This is a genomic window from Nonomuraea sp. NPDC049504 (assembly GCF_040676845.1).
GTDB classification, from domain to species: Bacteria; Actinomycetota; Actinomycetes; order Streptosporangiales; family Streptosporangiaceae; genus Nonomuraea; species Nonomuraea salmonea.
This window is the reverse complement of sequence record NZ_JBFAPT010000042.1, coordinates 53,753-69,348: the sequence shown is the minus strand read 5'-3', so window position 1 is coordinate 69,348 and position 15,596 is coordinate 53,753. Positions and strand designations below refer to the sequence as shown.

Genomic DNA, 15,596 nt, shown 5'->3' with positions numbered 1-15,596 from the left:
CCAGGGCAGGCCGCCGGCCCGCGCCCACGGCAGCGTGGCGGCCACGCCGACGGCGGCGTCGAGGTCGAGGGCGAACAGCGCGCCGGCCGCCGTCAGCGGCACGCCACACGCCAGGGCGGCGACCGGCCACACCGTCAGGACCCTGATGAGGACGGCGACGCCCGCCACGTACGCGAGCGCGGCCGGAGCGGGGGCGAAGGCCACGGTGCCGCCGCGCAGCGCCCTGGCGGCGGCGTCGGTGAGGTAGTAGACGGGGATCGCGGCGGCCAGCCCTGCGACGGCAGCCAGTGCGTGCCCGCCTCGCCTCACGTGCCACCCCTCCCCCGGTACGGTCGTGGAAACCCTAGTCGCCGAACGCCCCCTCGCGCTGCCCACCTGCGAAAACAGACCTGCCTCCGCGCCGCCCGTCAGGGCCCGGCACGGTGTGCACGGCGGAGTGAGCGGTCAGCGGGCCAGGCGCAGCAGCAGGTCCTTGACCTCGGTGGCCGCGTACCGGTCTCTCGCCTGCGCCGGGTCCGAGCAGAGCAGGACGGGCGCGTCGGCGGGGTCGGCGGGCAGCAGCCCGTGCGAGCCCCGTACGGCGCGCGCGCCCGCGTCCAGCCCCACGACGCTCATGAGGTAGCGCATCCCCAGCTTCTTGCGCAGCAGCGCGAGGCCCGCCCGCCGCTTGGCGGCGCCCGGCGCGGCCGGGTCGAAGAACAGCTCGGCCGGGTCGTAGCCGGGCTTGCGGTGGATCTCGACCAGGCGGGCGAAGTCGGGGGCGCGGGCGTCGTCCAGCCAGTAGTAGTAGGTGAACCAGGCGTCGGGCTCGGCGAGCAGGACCAGCTCGCCCGAGCGGGGGTGGTCGAGGTCGTGGGCGGCCTTGCCGTCCTGGTCGAGCACGGCTCCGACGCCGGGCAGCGCGGCGCAGAGCTTGGCCACGGCGGGCACGTCGGCGGGGTCGCGGACGTAGACGTGCGCCACCTGGTGGTCGGCGACGGCGAACGCCCTGGACGTCCACGGGTCGAGGTACTCCATGCCGTCCTGGGTGTGCACGCGCAGCAGCCCTTCGGACCGCAGCAGCCGGTTGACGTCCACGGGGCGGGCGACGTCGGTGATGCCGTACTCCGACAGCACCACCACGGTCCTGTCGCCGGCCGCGTCGAGCAGCGGCCCCAGCTCGGCGTCCAGCTCGGCGGCGGCCGCGGCGGCCTGCGGGTGGCCGGGGCCGAAACGCTGCAGGTCGTAGTCGAGGTGCGGCAGGTAGGCGAGGGTGAGGTCGGGGTCGTGGGCGGTCATGACGTGCCGGGTGGCGCGGGCGATCCAGCGGGAGGAGGCGATGCCGGCGCCCGGACCCCAGTAGGTGAACAGCGGGAACGTCCCCAGCTCCGCCGTCAGCTCGTCGTGCAGGCCGGGCGGGTCGGTGTAGCAGTCGGGGTCCTTGCGGCCGTCGGCGCGGTAGATCGGCCTGGGGGTGACGGTCCAGTCGACGTCGGCGCCCATGGCGTACCACCAGCAGATGTTGGCGACGGTGTAGCCGGGGCGCTCGCGGCGCGCGGCCTGCCACAGCTTCTCCCCCTCGACCAGGGCGTTGTGCTGGCGCCACAGCAGCACCTCGCCGAGGTCGCGGAAGTACCAGCCGTTGCCGACGATCCCGTGCCCCGACGGCGGCAGGCCGGTGAGGAACGTGGACTGCACGCTGCACGTCACGGCCGGCAGCACGGTGCCGAGCCCGGCCTGGAACCCGCGCTCACCGACGGCGCGCAGGCGCGGCATGTGGGCCAGCAGCCGGGGGGTCAGCCCCACCACGTCCAGGACCAGTAGCGAAGTCATGCCGTCACTCCTGCCTCGAGCATCTGCGTACGGGCGAAGTCCAGCTCCCCCGCGATGCCCGCGGCCAGCTCGGCGGGGGTGCCGGGGCGGAGCGCGGCGGGCAGCACGTTCCAGGTGTAGGTCTCGACGTCGAAGTGGTCGCACAGAGGCTGGGGCCCGCCCACCAGCTCGGCGAGCGCGTCACGCAGCACGGGCGCCGTGGTGGCCAGCGGCGCGGCGGGAGCGGCGTGCAGCGGCACGTGGTAGTGGACCCGCCACGTGCCGGGCAGCCCGCGGGCGAGCGCCTCGTCCAGGTCGTCGGCCTGCTCGCCCGCCCCGGTGCGGGTCTGGTGGAGGAAGCGCGGCTCGGCGTACTCGCGCAGCGCCTGCGGCTCCGCCGTCTCCAGGGCGGCCGACAGCTGCACCTTGACGATCGGCAGCCCGGCCGCGGCCAGCGCCTTGAGCGCGGCGGCGGGCTGCTCCCAGGCGCAGGCGAGGTGCGCGAGGTCGAGGCAGACCCCGAGCCGCTCGGTGTCCGCGCGCGACAGGTGCGCGACCGCCTGCTCGGTGGTCTCCACGACGCAGCCGGGCTCGGGCTCGAATCCGACCCGGATCGTCCGCCCGGTCGCCGCCTCCACCTCCGCCAGCCCGGCGGCCAGCTCGTCGAGGTGGCGGGCGGCGGCGTCGGCCATGGCTGCGTCCCAGGGGTCGCGCCAGCCGAGCGGCAGCGTGGAGATCGAGCCGCGCGCCGCGTCGCCGGGCAGCAGCCCGGCCAGGACGCGCGCCAGGTCCAGCGTGTACGCCAGCCGCTCCCGCGTGGTCCAGTCCGGCCGGTAGACGGCGTGCTTGACGACCGGGTCCTGGAAGGCCGCGTACGGGAAGCCGTTGAGCGTCACCACCTCCAGGCCCCGCGCGTCCAGCTCCCCGCGCAGCCGCCGGAGCGCGGCCGGGCCGGCGGCCAGCTCGGCGGCGGCGGGCGCGGCCAGCCAGAGGCCGAGCCCGAGCACGCCGGCGTCGAGGCGGTCGCGGATGGGGACCGCGTACGCGTCGAGCTGGGCCACGATGCCGGCGACGTCCTCGGCGGGGTGCACGTTGGTGCAGTAGCCGAGGTGCAGCGGCGTGCCCGACGGATGCCGCAGCCGCATCACTCGCCGCCGCGCTTGATCGAGCTGCCCGCGAACGTCGGCTCGGCCGCGCCGGTGACCGCCGTCAGGTCGAGCCGCCCCGACTGGCTGTAGAACGCGATCGGGTTGCGCCAGAACACCTGCTCCACGTCGTCCTCACCGAACCCGTCGGCCAGCATCGCCTCGGCCGTCGCCAGCGTCAGCAGCGGGTCGGAGACGCCCCAGTCGGCGGCCGAGTTGACCAGCATGCGGTCCAGGCCGTACTTGCGCAGGATCGCCACCATGCGCGGCGGCGACATCTTCGTCTCCGGGTAGATCGAGAACCCGGCCCAGCAGCCCGAGCCGTGCACCAGCTCGATCGTCACCTCGTTGAGGTGGTCGATCGCGACCCGCTCGGGCGCGATGCCGGAGGCCGCCACGACCTCCAGCGTGCGCCTGGTGCCGCGGGCCTTGTCGCGGTGCGGGGTGTGCACGAGCGCGGGCAGGTCGTGCTCGACGGCGAGGGCGAGCTGGCGTTCGAACGCGTCGTCCTCCTCCGGGGTCATCGAGTCGTAGCCGATCTCGCCGACCGCGACCACCCGGTCCTTGTCGAGGTAGCGGGGCAGCAGGTCGAGGACGGGACGGCAGCGCGGGTCGTTCGCCTCCTTGGGGTTGAGCGCGATCGTGGCGTGGTGCACCACGCCGAACTGCGCCGCCCGGTACGGCTCCCAGCCCAGCAGCGAGTCGAAGTAGTCGGTGAACGAGCCGGGGTTCGTGCGCGGCTGGCCGAGCCAGAAGGCCGGCTCGACCACGGCCAGCACCCCGGAGGCGGCCATCCTGGCGTAGTCGTCGGTGGTGCGCGAGGTCATGTGGATGTGGGGGTCGAAGATGCGCATCAGGTCTCCTCGCTGGTGAGCCGGTGCAGCAGCGCCGCGGCGTCGGCGGGCATGGGGCGGCCGGCCGCGGCCCGTTCCGCGGCGAACGCGGCCAGCATCGCCGCCAGCTCGGCGTCCGCGCGCCGGTCGAGGTCGTGCACGGCGTCGAGCGGCACGCCCATGAACACGCACTTCAGCACCGCCTGCCGCCAGGATGGCTGGTCGAGGTGGCGGGCGTACGGGCCGAGCGCGGCGGCCAGCAGGCGGGCGTCGTTCGTGCGGATGGCGTCCTGCAGCAGCGGGACCGCGTCCGTGCCGGCGTTCAGCAGCGGCAGGGCCTTGAGCACCGCGCGTTTCTCGTCGGCGTCGCCGTGCTCGTAGTAGGCGGTGACCTGGCCGGGCGGCAGCGCGGCGAGCAGCAGCGTCCTGGCGGCCTCGTCGGCCGTCCAGCCGGGGGCGTCGGCCAGCTCCGCGCGGCCCGCCCTGCGGCCCGCGGCGGCGAACGACCGCACGGCGCTGTCCGGGCGGTCCGCGGCGGCGGCCAGCGCCTCCTCCAGCCAGGGCCATGCGGGGGTGGCGGCGAGCGCCTTGCGCAGCCGGTCGGTGGTCATCACGTGCTCCCTCCCTCGGGGCCGAAGCGGCGGGACTCGTGGCGGGACTCACGGCGGGACTCGCGGCGGGACTCGTGGCGGGACTCGCGGCGGGACTCCTCTTCCGCGCGGCGCAGGAAGGCGAGGGAACGGGCCGCCACATCGGGCGCGGCGTGGGAGTGCCTGGGCAGTTCGACGGCGACCAGGCCCCGGTAGCCGGAGGCGGCCAGCGCCCGCAGCACCGGCGGGAAGTCGATCTCCCCCTCGCCGAACTCCAGGTGCTCGTGCGTTCCTCGCCGCATGTCGTCGATCTGGACGTTCACCACGTGGCCCGCCACGGACGTCACGCAGTCCGGCACGGGGTCGGGCTCGTTGCAGCGGCAGTGCCCGATGTCGAGCGTGAGGCCGAACCGCTCGGGCGCGCCCAGGGCGTCGCGCAGCCCGCGCCAGCCGGCGATCGTGTCGACCAGCATGCCCGGCTCCGGCTCGAACCCGAGTTTCATGGTCTCCGTGCCCTCCAGGACCTGCGCGCAGCCGTCCACCAGGCGGTCCCGGGCGAGGGCGGGCGGGACGTGCGCCGGGCGCACCCCCGACCAGAACGACACCGCCTCCGCCCCCAGGTCATCGCCCACGGCCACGGCGCGGCGCAGGAAGTCGATCCGCTTGTCCCGGTCGTCGTCGAGGAGGGTGGGCGCGTGCTTGCGCCGGGGGTCGAGCAGGTAGCGGGCGCCGGTCTCGATCACGACGGCCAGGTTCAGCGTACGGAGGCGGTCGGCGACCTTGGCCACCCGGTGCGCGAGGCCGTCGGCGTAGGGGTCGAGGTGGTGGTGGTCGAGGGTGAGGGCGACGCCTTCGTAACCCAGCTCGGCGATGACGTCGAGCGCGTCGGTGAGGCGGTGGTTGGCGAAGCCGTTCGTGCCGTAGCCGAACCTGATCATGTGGGTGACACCTTCCTGGCCAGGCGGCGGGCCAGCGGCACCAGCGCGGCGAGCACGACCCCGGCGCGCGGCGCCCCTGACCGCGCGGCCAGCGCGCCCTGGAGCGCGGGCAGGCTGACGATCCCGGCCGCCACGGCGTCCCGCACCCGCGCCGCCGACGGCTCCGCCACCGCCCGCGCCTGCGAACTGCCGAACTGCACGGCGTACCATCCCGCCAGCGCCCCCTGCGCCGGCCCCGACGCCGGCGGGACGGCGACCGTGGTCGCCAGGGCGAGGGTGGCGGCCAGGGTCGTCGCGGGGCGGGCCGGGGTGGTGCCGGTGGTCTCGGCGCGCGACAACTCGGTGAGCAGGTACGTGTGCGCGGCGATCGTCAAAGCGGCCGGCAGCGCCCCGACCAGCGAACGGCCCGGCGGCGCGAGCGAGCCGACGGGTGGCGCGGGCGCACGGGCCGGGATGGTGGGCGAACGGCCCGGTGGTGCGGGTGCGGGGGTCGATGTGGCGCCCAGGAGGACGTCCAGGCCGCGGCACACGGCCATCAGCAGGGGGCCCGCGCGGGTGTTCTTGGCGGCGAGGTCGTACGTCCAGACCGCGGCCGCGAGCGGGGCGGCGATCGCCAGCGCGCGGCGGCCGCCGGTGAGGCCGGCCACGGCGAGGCCCGCGGCCGTGAGGCCGGCGGCGACGGCTAAAGCCTCCCCCGGGCGCACCCGGCCGGACGGGATCGGCCGCTCGGGGCGCTCGGCCGCGTCGAGGTCACGGTCGGCCCAGTCGTTGGCCGCCATCCCCGCCCAGTACAGGCAGACTGACGAGCAGGCCAGCCCGGCCGTGCCGGGGCCCAGCGCCCGGCCGGCGGCGGCTCCGGCGATCACGTCGCCCGGCACCGACAGCGCGGCGGGCGCGCGGACGAGCTCGGCCAGGTCCCGGAGTCTCACCATCGTCAAGCCCCTTTCGCCGGCCCCTTTCACCGGCCCTTTCACCGGCCCTTTCACCGGCCCCGCCGATACGCCAGCCTCACACCCGCCTCCCCGCCGAGGCAAGGTCACCGGCCGGAGTCCAGGGTGTCGATGAAGGCGCACAGGGCCTGCCACTGCTCGGCCAGCCCGTGCGGGACGTCACCCAAGGGGTCCTTGAAGAAGAAGGCCAGCTCGGGCAGCGCGCCCGTCCGCCCGCTCCGGTGGGCGGCGGCGGTGAGCCGGGTCAGGTCGAGGATGAGCGGCGCGGCGAGCGCGGAGTCGCAGCCGTGCCAGGTGAACTCCATCCGCATGGCGGTCCCGAGGAAGCCCTCGAACGTGACGAGGTCCCAGGCGGTCTTGAAGTCGCCCAGGTCCTCCAGGTAGTCGATGCGGGTCTCGCCCTGGGGCGCGTACCCGAGGGTCTCGGCGAGGACGCGCTGCTTGCTCGCGGCCTTCGCGGCGTTGGCGCCGGGGCGGGCGAGGTTGGCCCCGTCGCCGCCGCCCAGCAGGTTGACGCCGGACCAGGTGCGCACCTTCAGGTTGCGCTGGGCGAACATGGGCGCCAGCACGGACTTGACGAGCGTCTCCCCCGTCTTGCCGTCGTGCCCGCCGTACGGCAGGCCGCGCTCGCGGGCGAGGGCGTCGAGCGCGGGCAGGCGGGCCCCGGTGGACGGGGTGAAGTCGACGTACGGGCAGCCGGCGTGGAAGGCGGCGTAGGCGGCCAGCGCGCTGGGCGGCAGGACGGCGCCGGGCTGTCCGAGCGCGGCGCGCAGCTCCGGCAGGCCGGCGTGCGCGGGATGCGGCGGCGGGGCGGGCTCGGTGGTGGAGACGTTGACGACGACGACCCGGTCGAGGTCGTGGCGGCGGCGGAAGCGGTCGAGGTCGGCGCCGATGGCGGCGGCGGTATCGGCCTGGGTGGCGGCCGAGGGCAGCGGCCGTACCTGCTGCTCGACGACCGACAGCTCCTCCTGCACGGCCGTGACGAGCGCCGCGGGCACCACGCCCGCGGCGGCCAGCTCGGCGGCCTTCTTGTCGAGCGGCACCGAGGTGATGTCGTGCCCGCCGAACACCAGGTCGCCGATCCCCGGGCGGATGCGGTCGCGCAGCGCGGGCGATTCGAGGACGCATCCGGTGGGCCCGGTCAGGCCCGCCCTGACGGCCAGGGCGCCGATCATGCTGGTGACGGCGACCGAGCCGCGTGCTCCGATCAGCCATGCTCCCGTTCTCATGCGCTCTCCTTCGGCGTGGCATCGGTTCGCGTGGGGATGATCGGGCTCCCGTGATGAGAATGCGCCGTAATGCGCCGCCGATCAAGCAGAAACCGAAGCTTGTTCAGTTTTCCTGCGGTTATCCCCATATGGCAACGCGCACTATCAGGTGAGGCCTCGGCTAAAGTGCTCATCGCACGATGACGCGAGGGGGAGCGAGGGGGAAGCATGGCGCGACGTCCCGACCTGGTCGGCCTGACCGTGCTGGCCATGCTCTCGCTGCGCCCCGCCCACCCCTACGAGCTGCACCGCTTCATCGTCGACACGCACAAGGACTACGTGACGGGCCTGCCGAGGAGCCTCTACCACGCGGTCGAGAAGCTGGCCGGCCAGGAGCTGATCGTCCCCGTCGAGACCAGCAGGCAGGGCCGCCGCCCCGAGCGCACCGTCTACGAGATCACCGGCGAGGGCCGCCGCGAGCTGGCCACCCGGCTGCGCGCCCTGCTGGAGAGCCCGGGCGCCGAACGCCGCACCTTCACCGCGGCCGTCTCCCTCATGGGCGTGCTGCCGGTGCCCGACGCGCTGCAGTCCCTGCGGACGCGAGCGGCGTCCCTGGAGGGCGCGCTGGCCGGGCTCAACGCCCACCTCGACGCGCTGCGCACCTCCGGTCTGCCCGAGGTCCTCACGGTCGAGCTCGACTACGAGCGCACGCTCGGCGAGGCCGAGCTGGCCTGGGTCAGGCGGCTGGTCGCCCGGCTGGAGTCGGGCGAGCTGACCTGGTCGGCCACCCTCAACGAGGGCCTGCTCGCCGACGTGCTCGACGAGCCGGGCGGCGCGGCCTGAGGCCGGGCGGCGGGATCAGCGGGTCCGAGCCACCAGCAGGGCGATGTCGTCCTCGGCCGGGGTGCCGCCGAGCATCGAGGAGATCACCGACGCGCACAGCCGCTCCAGCGGCGGCGGCGCGGCGGCCAGCGCGACGCCGAGCCGGTGCATGCCCGCCTCCAGGTCGTCCTCGCGCGTCTCGATGAGGCCGTCGGTGTAGAGGGCGAGCACGGTGCCCGGCTCCAGCGCCAGCTCCAGCGACTCGAAGGAGCCGAGCCCGACGCCGATCGGGGTGCCGCCGGGAATGTCGGGAAAGGTCACCTCGCCCGACGGGAGCAGCAGCGCGGGCGGCGGATGCCCGGCCCGGGAGATGAGGCAGCGGCGGGTGGCCGGGTCGTACAGGGCGTACAGGCAGGTGGCGACCGTGGGGTCGGTGGGGCTGTCGTCCTCCTCGGCCAGCCGGACGATGAGCTGGTCGAGGTGCGTGAGCACCTCGTGCGGGCGCAGCCCCATGTACGCCAGCGTGCGCACGGCCGTCCGCATGCGGCCCATGGTGGCGGCGGCGTTGATGCCGTGCCCGGTCACGTCGCCGACGACCAGCGCGACGCCGCCGTCCGGCAACCGGATGACGTCGAACCAGTCGCCGCCGACGCCCTCGTGCACGTCGGACGGCAGGTAGCGGGAGGCCACCTCCAGCGCGTCGCCGCCGCTCAGCACGCGCGGCAGCAGGTCGCGCTGCAACGCGAGCGCGGTGTTGCGCTCGCGGGTGTACCGGCGGGCGTTGTCCAGGCTGAGCGCCGCCCTGGCGGCCAGCTCCTCGGCGAGCATCAGGTCGTCCCTGGTGAACGGCTCCTTGTTGTCGGTGCGGGCGAACACGGTGACGCCCAGCACGTCGCCGCGCGCCTTGAGCGGCATGATGAGCAGCGTGTGCATGCCCGTCGCCCGCATGAGCCCGGCCCGCTCGGGGTCGTGGTCGAGCCAGGAGCCGGGCGAGAAGTCGATGACGGGCTCGTAATGCGTCCGGCCCGTGGCCACGACGTGCGAGAACGGCGACGCCTGCCGGATGAAGACCGCGTCGTTCAGGTGCCAGCGCGCCTCGGGGACGCCTTCGTGCACGGAGGCGAGGCCGGCCCGGCGGAAGGCGGGGATCCGCACCGGCTCCGGCTCGGTGGCCAGCCGCTGCAGCGGCGTGGTGTCGGGCAGCACCGACTCGCCGAGGTCCACGCAGACGAAGTCGGCCAGCGCGGGCACGGCCAGCTCGGCCAGCTCCTGCGCGGTCCTGCGCACGTCGAGCGTGGTGCCGACTCTGATGCTCGCCTCGCGCAGCAGGTGCAGGCGGTCGCGGGCGCGGCTGTCGGTGATGTCGAGCACCAGCGTGCACACGCCGAGCGGCCGGCCGTCGACGCCGTCGAGGCGGGAGATGGACGACGACAGCATGCGTTCCTCGTTCTGGTCGGCCGAGGTCCACCGGGACTCGCGATCGATGATGGGCACGCCGTCCTTGAGCACCCTGCGCATGACCTCCAGGAGGTTGCTGGAGTCCGTCCCCGGGATCTGGTCGGCCATCGACTGGCCGATGCGGTAGTAGGGGAAGCCCTCGGTGAGCCGCTCCGCCTCGGCGTTGCGCCAGACGCAGCGCAGGTCGCGGTCCCAGATGGCCATCGCGACGGGGAAGCTGTTGATCAGCGACTCCAGCAGCGAACCCGTCTTGCCCGACAGGTCCTCGTCGGCCGGCACCGCCGACAGCAGCCACGCCTGCCCGGCCAGCCTGGTCGCCAGCCGCGCCCCCTCGACCCTGACGAGCAGCCGGTCGCCGTCGCGGTGGCGCAGCTCCGCCAGGCCGTGCCAGCGCTCCTGGTCGTGGAGCCGGCCGCTCCACAGGTTGGTCCTGCCGGGCATGAGCAGCAGGCGTCCCGACCGGCCCACGATCTCCTCCGACCGGTAGCCGGTGAGCTCCTCGGCGGGCGCCGTCCATCCGATCACGGTGCCCATGACGTCGACCACGAACAGGGCCGGCGACTTCTTCGCGCCCGCTCCCAGCATGGTGTCCGATGCCGCCATGTCCCTCCCCGTCCGGCTTGCCGTGAACCGCCCCAGACGCTCCAGCATAGCCACGCTGACCTGGGATGACGTGTTCATGGCCAACGCTTTGCGCCCCGCTGGTCAGCCGAGCGCGTGGTCGAGGTTGAAGGCCGCGCTGATGAGCGCGAGATGGGTGATGGCCTGCGGGAAGTTGCCGAGCTGCTCGCCGTTGTGGCCGATCTCCTCGGCGTACAGGCCGAGGTGGTTGGCGTAGGTGAGCATCTTCTCGAACGCCAGCCTGGCCTCGTCGAGACGACCGGCGCGGGCCAGCGCCTCGACGTACCAGAACGAGCAGATCGAGAACGTGCCCTCGGGCCCTTCCAGGCCGTCGGGGCTCATCTCGGGGTCGTAGCGGTAGACCAGCGAGTCGGAGACCAGCCCCTGGCCGAGCGCGTCGAGCGTGGACAGCCACTTGGGGTCGGTCGGCGAGACGAACTTGGCCAGCGGCATCATCAGGATCGAGGCGTCCAGCACGTCCTCGTCGAAGTGCTGCACGAAGGCGCCCAGGTCGGGCCGCCAGCCGTGCCGCATGATGTCGCGGTAGATGGTGTCGCGGGTGCGCCGCCAGCGCGGCGTGTCGGCGGGCAGGCCGCGCTGGGCCGCCATGCGCATCGCGCGCTCGATCGCCACCCAGCACATGAGCCGCGAGTAGACGAAGTTCTTACGACCGCCGCGCGTCTCCCAGATGCCCTCGTCCGGCTGGTCCCAGTTGTCGCACACCCAGTCGACCAGCCTGCACACGTCCTCCCAGCGGTCACTGGAGATCGGGTCGCCCCACTTGTTGTAGAGGTAGATGGAGTCGATGAGGGCGCCGTAGATGTCGAGCTGGAGCTGCTCGGCGGCGGCGTTGCCGATGCGCACGGGCGCCGAGCCGCGGTGGCCCTCCAGGTGGTGCAGCTCCTGCTCGGGCAGGTCGGCGCGGCCGTCGATGCCGTACATGATCTGCAAGGGACCCGCGCGGCGGTCGCGGCTCACCTTGATGTGCTCGGACAGGAAGCTCATGAACGCCTCCGCCTCCTCGGTGAAACCGAGCCTGAGCAGGGCGTAGACGCAGAACGCGGCGTCGCGGATCCACACGTAGCGGTAGTCCCAGTTGCGCCCGCCGCCGATGCGCTCCGGCAGGCTCGTCGTGGCGGCGGCGACGATGCCGCCGGTCGGCGCGTACGTGAGGAGCTTGAGCGTCAGCGCCGAGCGGTGCACCACCTCGCGCCAGCGGCCACGGTAGCGCGAGGCCGACAGCCAGCGGCGCCAGAACCGCACGGTCGCGGTGAACTCCGCCTCGGCCTCACTGAGCGGGCAGGCGCGCGGCGCGACCCCCGGCGCCATGTTGTCGAGGGCGAAGACGGCGTGCTCGCCCTCGCTCAGCTCGAAGGCCGTCCAGGCGTCGCGCTCGTCGGTCTCGAGCGGCACGCTGGAGGTCAGCGAGAGCGTCAGCGACGGCGAGGCGAACGTGACGATGCCCGCCTCACGGGTGACGACGTGGGGCTGCCTGGCGTAGTCGAAGCGGGGCGACACGCGGGCGCGGAACGGGATGCGGCCGCGTACGCAGGAGACCCGGCGGATCAGCCGGTGCCGGTCGGCCTCGCCCGAGTCGTCGGCCACGGGCATGAAGTCCTGGATCTCCCCCACGCCGTCGTCGGCGAAGAACCGGGTGATCAGCACGTTGGTGTCGGGGAAGTAGAACTGCTTGGTCGTGGCCGGCACGTCGGCGCACAGGTCGAAGGAGCCGCCCCGGTCGGCGTCGAGGATCGAGGCGAAGACGCTGGGGGCGTCGAAGCTGGGGCAGCAGTACCAGTCGATCGTGCCGTCGGTGCCCACGAGCGCGACCGTCCGCAGGTCGCCGATCAGCCCGTGCTCACCGATCGGCAGGTATCGGGCGTCGCCGCCGGGTGCCTGCATGCCACCAACGTACGCCGCCGCCCTTCAGAGGCGGCTCTGCCGCAGGTAGGGGCACGTCAAAAGCCCTCAGACCTTCCTCATGGTTTGGCGATCTCCTCCCGGGTAAGGAGCCACGTCGCCCGCGGAACCTCCCGGCCCTCGGCGGGCAGGATGACATGCCTCTGGAGTTCGAACTGCGGTGCCCGATCTCGGCCGACCTCGGCCTGATCAGGGACATGGTGCGCCTGCACGGTCAGTACTGCGGGCTGCCCGAGCGACGCCTCGAAGATCTCGTGCTGGCCACCAACGAGGCCGTCACGAACGTGCTCGACCACGGCGGCAAGGCCGGCGTGCTGACCGCCCGCGGCCTGCCCGACGGGGTGATGGTGCAGGTGCTCGACGTGGCGGGACTGCTCACCCGCACCCATCTCGCCGAGGCGAGCCTCGACCAGACCGCCTCGCACGGCTACGGCCTGTGGGTGATCCAGTATCTGTGCGACGCCGTGACGGTGGAGCGGACCGACGAGGGCTCGCTGCTCACCCTGTACGTCCGCCACGACCCGCGCCCGCCGGCCCGCAGCGGCGCCCGGCCGCAGCGCGTAGGGGGCTGATCTTCGTCGTACCCCGGGGTTAGGTTCTGACCATGCGCGAATCTGGCACGGGCCCCGGCCCCATCACCCCCGACGGATCCCCTGTCGACTTCTACACCCTGCTGAGCGCCGGCGCCGAGCCCGGCCTCATCGCCGGGGTGACGCCGCCCGGCGGCTCGATCCTCGAGCTGGGCTGCGGCGTGGGACGCGTGACGCACCCGCTGGTCGAGCGCGGTTTCACGGTGGTCGCCGTGGACGAGTCGCCCGACATGCTGGCCCACGTGCGCGGCGCGCGGACCGTCCTGTGCCGCGTCGAGGACCTGCGGCTCGGCGAGCGCTTCGACACGGTCGTGCTGGCCTCGCAGCTCGTCAACACCGTGGACGACGCCGCGCGGCGCGCCATGATCGCTGCCTGCGCCCGGCAGGTGAAGCCCGGCGGCGCTGTGGTCCTCCAGTGGATGCCCGCCGAGGCGCAGGACCGCTGGAAGGCCGGCACGATCCGCACGGAGGGCGACGTCACGATCATGATGTCGGCGCACGAGGTGGTCAGGCCGGGCGTCTCGGCCGCGACCATGGAGTACACCCACGTCAAGAACGGCGCCAGGACGGTCTGGACGCAGTCGTTCGAGTCACTGCGGCTGACGGAGGACGACCTGGCCGCGGAGCTGGCGGCGGAGGGGCTGCGCCTCGACCGGTTCCTCACCGAGGACCGCACCTGGGCGGTCGCCTTTACAGCGTAGATCACGCCAAAGCGTCGATCTTCCAGATTTACTGGAAAATGCTGGGACTGTTGGTAAAGTCGCGCCATGAGTGACCGGCTGGACGATCTCGAACGGCGGATCGACGAGCTGCGGGCGGGCGTGCGCAAGGCGATGCGCGCCAGGGACGGCGCCGCCGCGCGGGTGCTGCGGGCCGAGCTGCGCAGCGCAGAGCGCGCCTGGGACGCCCTGGTGTGCGGCGGCCCTCCCGCCGAGGAGTCCGCCGAGGAGTCCGCCAAGGGGGAGCCGCCGCGCCTGGTCACCGTGCGCGAGCAGGTGCACCAGGGGCTGCGGCTGCTCGGCGCCGCCGCCCAGCCGCGGCTCATCGTGGCCGTCAGCGAGGCGTTCTTCGGCGGCACCATCCGCAGCGGCCAGCTCACCAGCCTGCGCAGGGACGAGGAGCGCTCGTTCCGCGCCACGCCGTTCGGGCGGCCGTACTATCTGTGCGCCGCGCTCACCGACCGCCTCTCCCCCGCCCGCGGGCTGCTCACGCTGAGCACCTGGCCGCTGGAGCGGCGCGTGGTCGGCCCGCTCAGCCCCCGCGTCGACTTCCTCGCCTGCGCCGTCGCGGTGGCCCGCGAGCAGGCGAGCAAGGAGCGAGAGCAGGGCGCCGAGAGGGGCAGCCGCTTATTGCTGCGCATGGCGCGCAACATCCCCGGCGCCACGGACGGCACGCTGGGCCCGCCCGACCCCGAGCGGGTGGCCCGCGCGGCCCAGGCCGAGCTGCGCGTCCACGTCGATCGCGACACGCGGGACCGCGCTGAGCTGGCAGAACGCGCCGCCGCGCAGCTCGGTGACGCCGCCAGGCTGTTCGGCGCCGCTACGCTGAGCACGATCAAGAAGGAGAACGCCAAGTGAGCGGCTTGAAGCGCGAGGGCGACCACGTGCACCGCCTGGAGGCGCTGCGGGGCACCACACCGCAGCAGCCGCACGACGCCCGCGCCATCGCGGCCCTGGCCGCCAACCCCGGCTGCGCCCGCCGGGCCCTGATGGACGGCGCCGGCATCGACAAGGACGCCGCCGCCCGCCACCTGGGCTTCCCCGCGCCGTTCGGGCAGTCGCCGTTCGCGATCACGCGCGGCAACATGTTCGAGGCGCAGGTGAAGGCCGACGGGTGCGCGGAGCTGCTGCGCATGCTGCGCGAGCTGCTCGGCCTGCCCGTCGCCGAGGTCGCCTACCACGACGTGGAGAACGTCGGCGCCCACCTGCGCCACGCCCACACCAGGACGCTGATCGACCGGGCCGCCCGCGACGAGCACGACGCCGGCACCCTCTACGACCATCCGCTGCTCACCCTCGACATCGCCGGCCACACCGCCTACCTGGAGCCCGACGTGGTGGCCTTCCAGCTCGGCGGGCGCTTCCACATCGTGGAGATCAAGTCGTTCGCGGTGATCGACGGGCAGGCCGACCCGGCGGCGGTCGCGGCGGCGGCCCGGCAGGCGGCGGTCTACGTGCTGGCGCTGCGCACGCTGCTGGAGGAGCTGGGCCACGACCCGCTCAAGGTCTCGCACGACGTGGTGCTGGTCTGCCCGGAGAACTTCGCCAACCGGCCGGTCGCCTCGCTGGTCGACGTGCGCAGGCAGCTCGCCGTGCTGCGCCGCCAGCTCACCCGGATGACCACCCTCGACCGGCTGCTCGCCGACCTGCCCGACGACCTCAGCTTCGACCTGCTGCCCGGCGAGGACGGCCGGCCCACCAGGCCGGTGGCCGAGCTGGCCGACGCGCTGCACAGGACCACCGCCCGCTACGCGCCCGACTGCCTGTCCACCTGTGACCTGTGCTTCTTCTGCCGCGACGAGGCCCGCCAGGAGGGCGCGTCCGACCTGCTCGGCCGGCAGGTGCGCGACGAGCTGGGCGGGGTGGCCTCGGTCACCGAGGTGCTCGGCCTCGCCGACGGCTCGCTCGACCCCGCCGAGGGGCAGGAGGAGATCGCCCGCCTGCTCCGCAACGCCGAACGCCTGCGCAGAGAGTGCCTGACGTGAACCCGATCCCGCCGCCCGGCCAGGCT

15 protein-coding genes are annotated in these 15,596 nt (G+C 73.9%); 5 read left to right on the top strand and 10 right to left on the bottom strand.

Going from position 1 to position 15,596, the window contains the following annotated elements; all coding sequences use genetic code 11:
- The 8 genes from AB0K28_RS46855 to AB0K28_RS46820 form a co-directional block, all read right to left on the bottom strand.
- Positions 1–309, bottom strand: a 309-nt coding sequence (locus tag AB0K28_RS46855) for a hypothetical protein (protein ID WP_364383826.1), incomplete at its 3' end; no start/stop codon positions are given.
- Between the two features lie 135 nt (positions 310–444).
- Complete coding sequence (locus AB0K28_RS46850; RefSeq protein ID WP_364383823.1) at positions 445–1,812, bottom strand: nucleotide pyrophosphatase/phosphodiesterase family protein; 1,368 nt, start codon at positions 1,810–1,812, stop codon at positions 445–447.
- Positions 1,809–2,936 carry a metabolite traffic protein EboE gene (gene eboE, locus AB0K28_RS46845; RefSeq protein WP_364383820.1) on the bottom strand — a complete coding sequence of 376 codons (1,128 nt, stop codon included), beginning with the start codon at positions 2,934–2,936 and terminating at the stop codon, positions 1,809–1,811. The genes AB0K28_RS46850 and eboE overlap by 4 nt, the downstream gene beginning before the upstream one ends.
- Entirely contained in the window at positions 2,936–3,790 is an 855-nt protein-coding gene (locus AB0K28_RS46840) for a TatD family hydrolase (RefSeq protein WP_364383817.1), read from the bottom strand. The genes eboE and AB0K28_RS46840 overlap by 1 nt, the downstream gene beginning before the upstream one ends.
- Positions 3,790–4,380: an EboA domain-containing protein gene (locus AB0K28_RS46835; protein WP_364383814.1), complete on the bottom strand. Its 591-nt coding sequence runs from the start codon at positions 4,378–4,380 to the stop codon at positions 3,790–3,792. Before AB0K28_RS46835 ends, AB0K28_RS46840 begins: the two co-directional genes overlap by 1 nt.
- Positions 4,380–5,297, bottom strand: a complete 918-nt coding sequence (locus AB0K28_RS46830; protein WP_364383811.1) for a sugar phosphate isomerase/epimerase family protein — start codon at positions 5,295–5,297, stop codon at positions 4,380–4,382. The genes AB0K28_RS46835 and AB0K28_RS46830 overlap by 1 nt, the downstream gene beginning before the upstream one ends.
- A complete protein-coding gene (locus AB0K28_RS46825) occupies positions 5,294–6,229 on the bottom strand; it encodes an SCO3242 family prenyltransferase (RefSeq protein WP_364383808.1) in 936 nt (311 codons plus the stop codon). The genes AB0K28_RS46830 and AB0K28_RS46825 overlap by 4 nt, the downstream gene beginning before the upstream one ends.
- Positions 6,230–6,333: 104 nt before the next feature.
- On the bottom strand, positions 6,334–7,476 hold the full coding sequence (locus AB0K28_RS46820) for an inositol-3-phosphate synthase (protein ID WP_345403446.1): 1,143 nt from the start codon (positions 7,474–7,476) through the stop codon (positions 6,334–6,336).
- Between the two features lie 207 nt (positions 7,477–7,683).
- On the opposite strand from AB0K28_RS46820, the gene AB0K28_RS46815 reads away from it, so the two are divergent.
- Positions 7,684–8,298, top strand: a complete 615-nt coding sequence (locus AB0K28_RS46815; RefSeq protein WP_364383804.1) for a PadR family transcriptional regulator — start codon at positions 7,684–7,686, stop codon at positions 8,296–8,298.
- A gap of 15 nt (positions 8,299–8,313) precedes the next feature.
- On the opposite strand, the gene AB0K28_RS46810 is transcribed toward AB0K28_RS46815, so the two are convergent.
- Positions 8,314–10,338: a SpoIIE family protein phosphatase gene (locus AB0K28_RS46810; RefSeq protein ID WP_364383801.1), complete on the bottom strand. Its 2,025-nt coding sequence runs from the start codon at positions 10,336–10,338 to the stop codon at positions 8,314–8,316.
- Positions 10,339–10,440: 102 nt separating this feature from the next.
- Positions 10,441–12,258, bottom strand: a complete 1,818-nt coding sequence (locus AB0K28_RS46805) for a glycoside hydrolase family 15 protein (protein ID WP_364383798.1) — start codon at positions 12,256–12,258, stop codon at positions 10,441–10,443.
- A gap of 155 nt (positions 12,259–12,413) precedes the next feature.
- Between AB0K28_RS46805 and AB0K28_RS46800 the strand changes: the two genes are divergently transcribed.
- The 4 genes from AB0K28_RS46800 (at position 12,414) to AB0K28_RS46785 (ending at position 15,570) form a co-directional block, all read left to right on the top strand.
- Positions 12,414–12,848, top strand: coding sequence for an ATP-binding protein (locus AB0K28_RS46800; RefSeq protein ID WP_345403431.1), 435 nt, complete (start codon positions 12,414–12,416; stop codon positions 12,846–12,848).
- Between the two features lie 32 nt (positions 12,849–12,880).
- Complete coding sequence (locus AB0K28_RS46795) at positions 12,881–13,567, top strand: class I SAM-dependent methyltransferase (protein ID WP_364383794.1); 687 nt, start codon at positions 12,881–12,883, stop codon at positions 13,565–13,567.
- A gap of 66 nt (positions 13,568–13,633) precedes the next feature.
- Positions 13,634–14,443: a hypothetical protein gene (locus AB0K28_RS46790; protein ID WP_364383791.1), complete on the top strand. Its 810-nt coding sequence runs from the start codon at positions 13,634–13,636 to the stop codon at positions 14,441–14,443.
- Entirely contained in the window at positions 14,440–15,570 is a 1,131-nt protein-coding gene (locus AB0K28_RS46785) for a hypothetical protein (RefSeq protein ID WP_345403422.1), read from the top strand. The genes AB0K28_RS46790 and AB0K28_RS46785 overlap by 4 nt, the downstream gene beginning before the upstream one ends.
- The last annotated feature ends 26 nt before the right edge of the window (positions 15,571–15,596 follow it).

Excerpts from the sequence above, each read along its gene's own strand:
- AB0K28_RS46850 (WP_364383823.1), bottom strand. The coding sequence starts at position 1,812 with ATGACTTCGCTACTGGTCCTGGACGTGGTGGGGCTGACCCCCCGGCTG.
- eboE (WP_364383820.1), bottom strand. The coding sequence starts at position 2,936 with ATGCGGCTGCGGCATCCGTCGGGCACGCCGCTGCACCTCGGCTACTGC.
- AB0K28_RS46840 (WP_364383817.1), bottom strand. The coding sequence starts at position 3,790 with ATGCGCATCTTCGACCCCCACATCCACATGACCTCGCGCACCACCGAC.
- AB0K28_RS46835 (WP_364383814.1), bottom strand. The coding sequence starts at position 4,380 with ATGACCACCGACCGGCTGCGCAAGGCGCTCGCCGCCACCCCCGCATGG.
- AB0K28_RS46830 (WP_364383811.1), bottom strand. The coding sequence starts at position 5,297 with ATGATCAGGTTCGGCTACGGCACGAACGGCTTCGCCAACCACCGCCTC.
- AB0K28_RS46825 (WP_364383808.1), bottom strand. The coding sequence starts at position 6,229 with ATGGTGAGACTCCGGGACCTGGCCGAGCTCGTCCGCGCGCCCGCCGCG.
- AB0K28_RS46820 (WP_345403446.1), bottom strand. The coding sequence starts at position 7,476 with ATGAGAACGGGAGCATGGCTGATCGGAGCACGCGGCTCGGTCGCCGTC.
- AB0K28_RS46815 (WP_364383804.1), top strand. The coding sequence starts at position 7,684 with ATGGCGCGACGTCCCGACCTGGTCGGCCTGACCGTGCTGGCCATGCTC.
- AB0K28_RS46810 (WP_364383801.1), bottom strand. The coding sequence starts at position 10,338 with ATGGCGGCATCGGACACCATGCTGGGAGCGGGCGCGAAGAAGTCGCCG.
- AB0K28_RS46805 (WP_364383798.1), bottom strand. The coding sequence starts at position 12,258 with ATGCAGGCACCCGGCGGCGACGCCCGATACCTGCCGATCGGTGAGCAC.
- AB0K28_RS46800 (WP_345403431.1), top strand. The coding sequence starts at position 12,414 with ATGCCTCTGGAGTTCGAACTGCGGTGCCCGATCTCGGCCGACCTCGGC.
- AB0K28_RS46795 (WP_364383794.1), top strand. The coding sequence starts at position 12,881 with ATGCGCGAATCTGGCACGGGCCCCGGCCCCATCACCCCCGACGGATCC.
- AB0K28_RS46790 (WP_364383791.1), top strand. The coding sequence starts at position 13,634 with ATGAGTGACCGGCTGGACGATCTCGAACGGCGGATCGACGAGCTGCGG.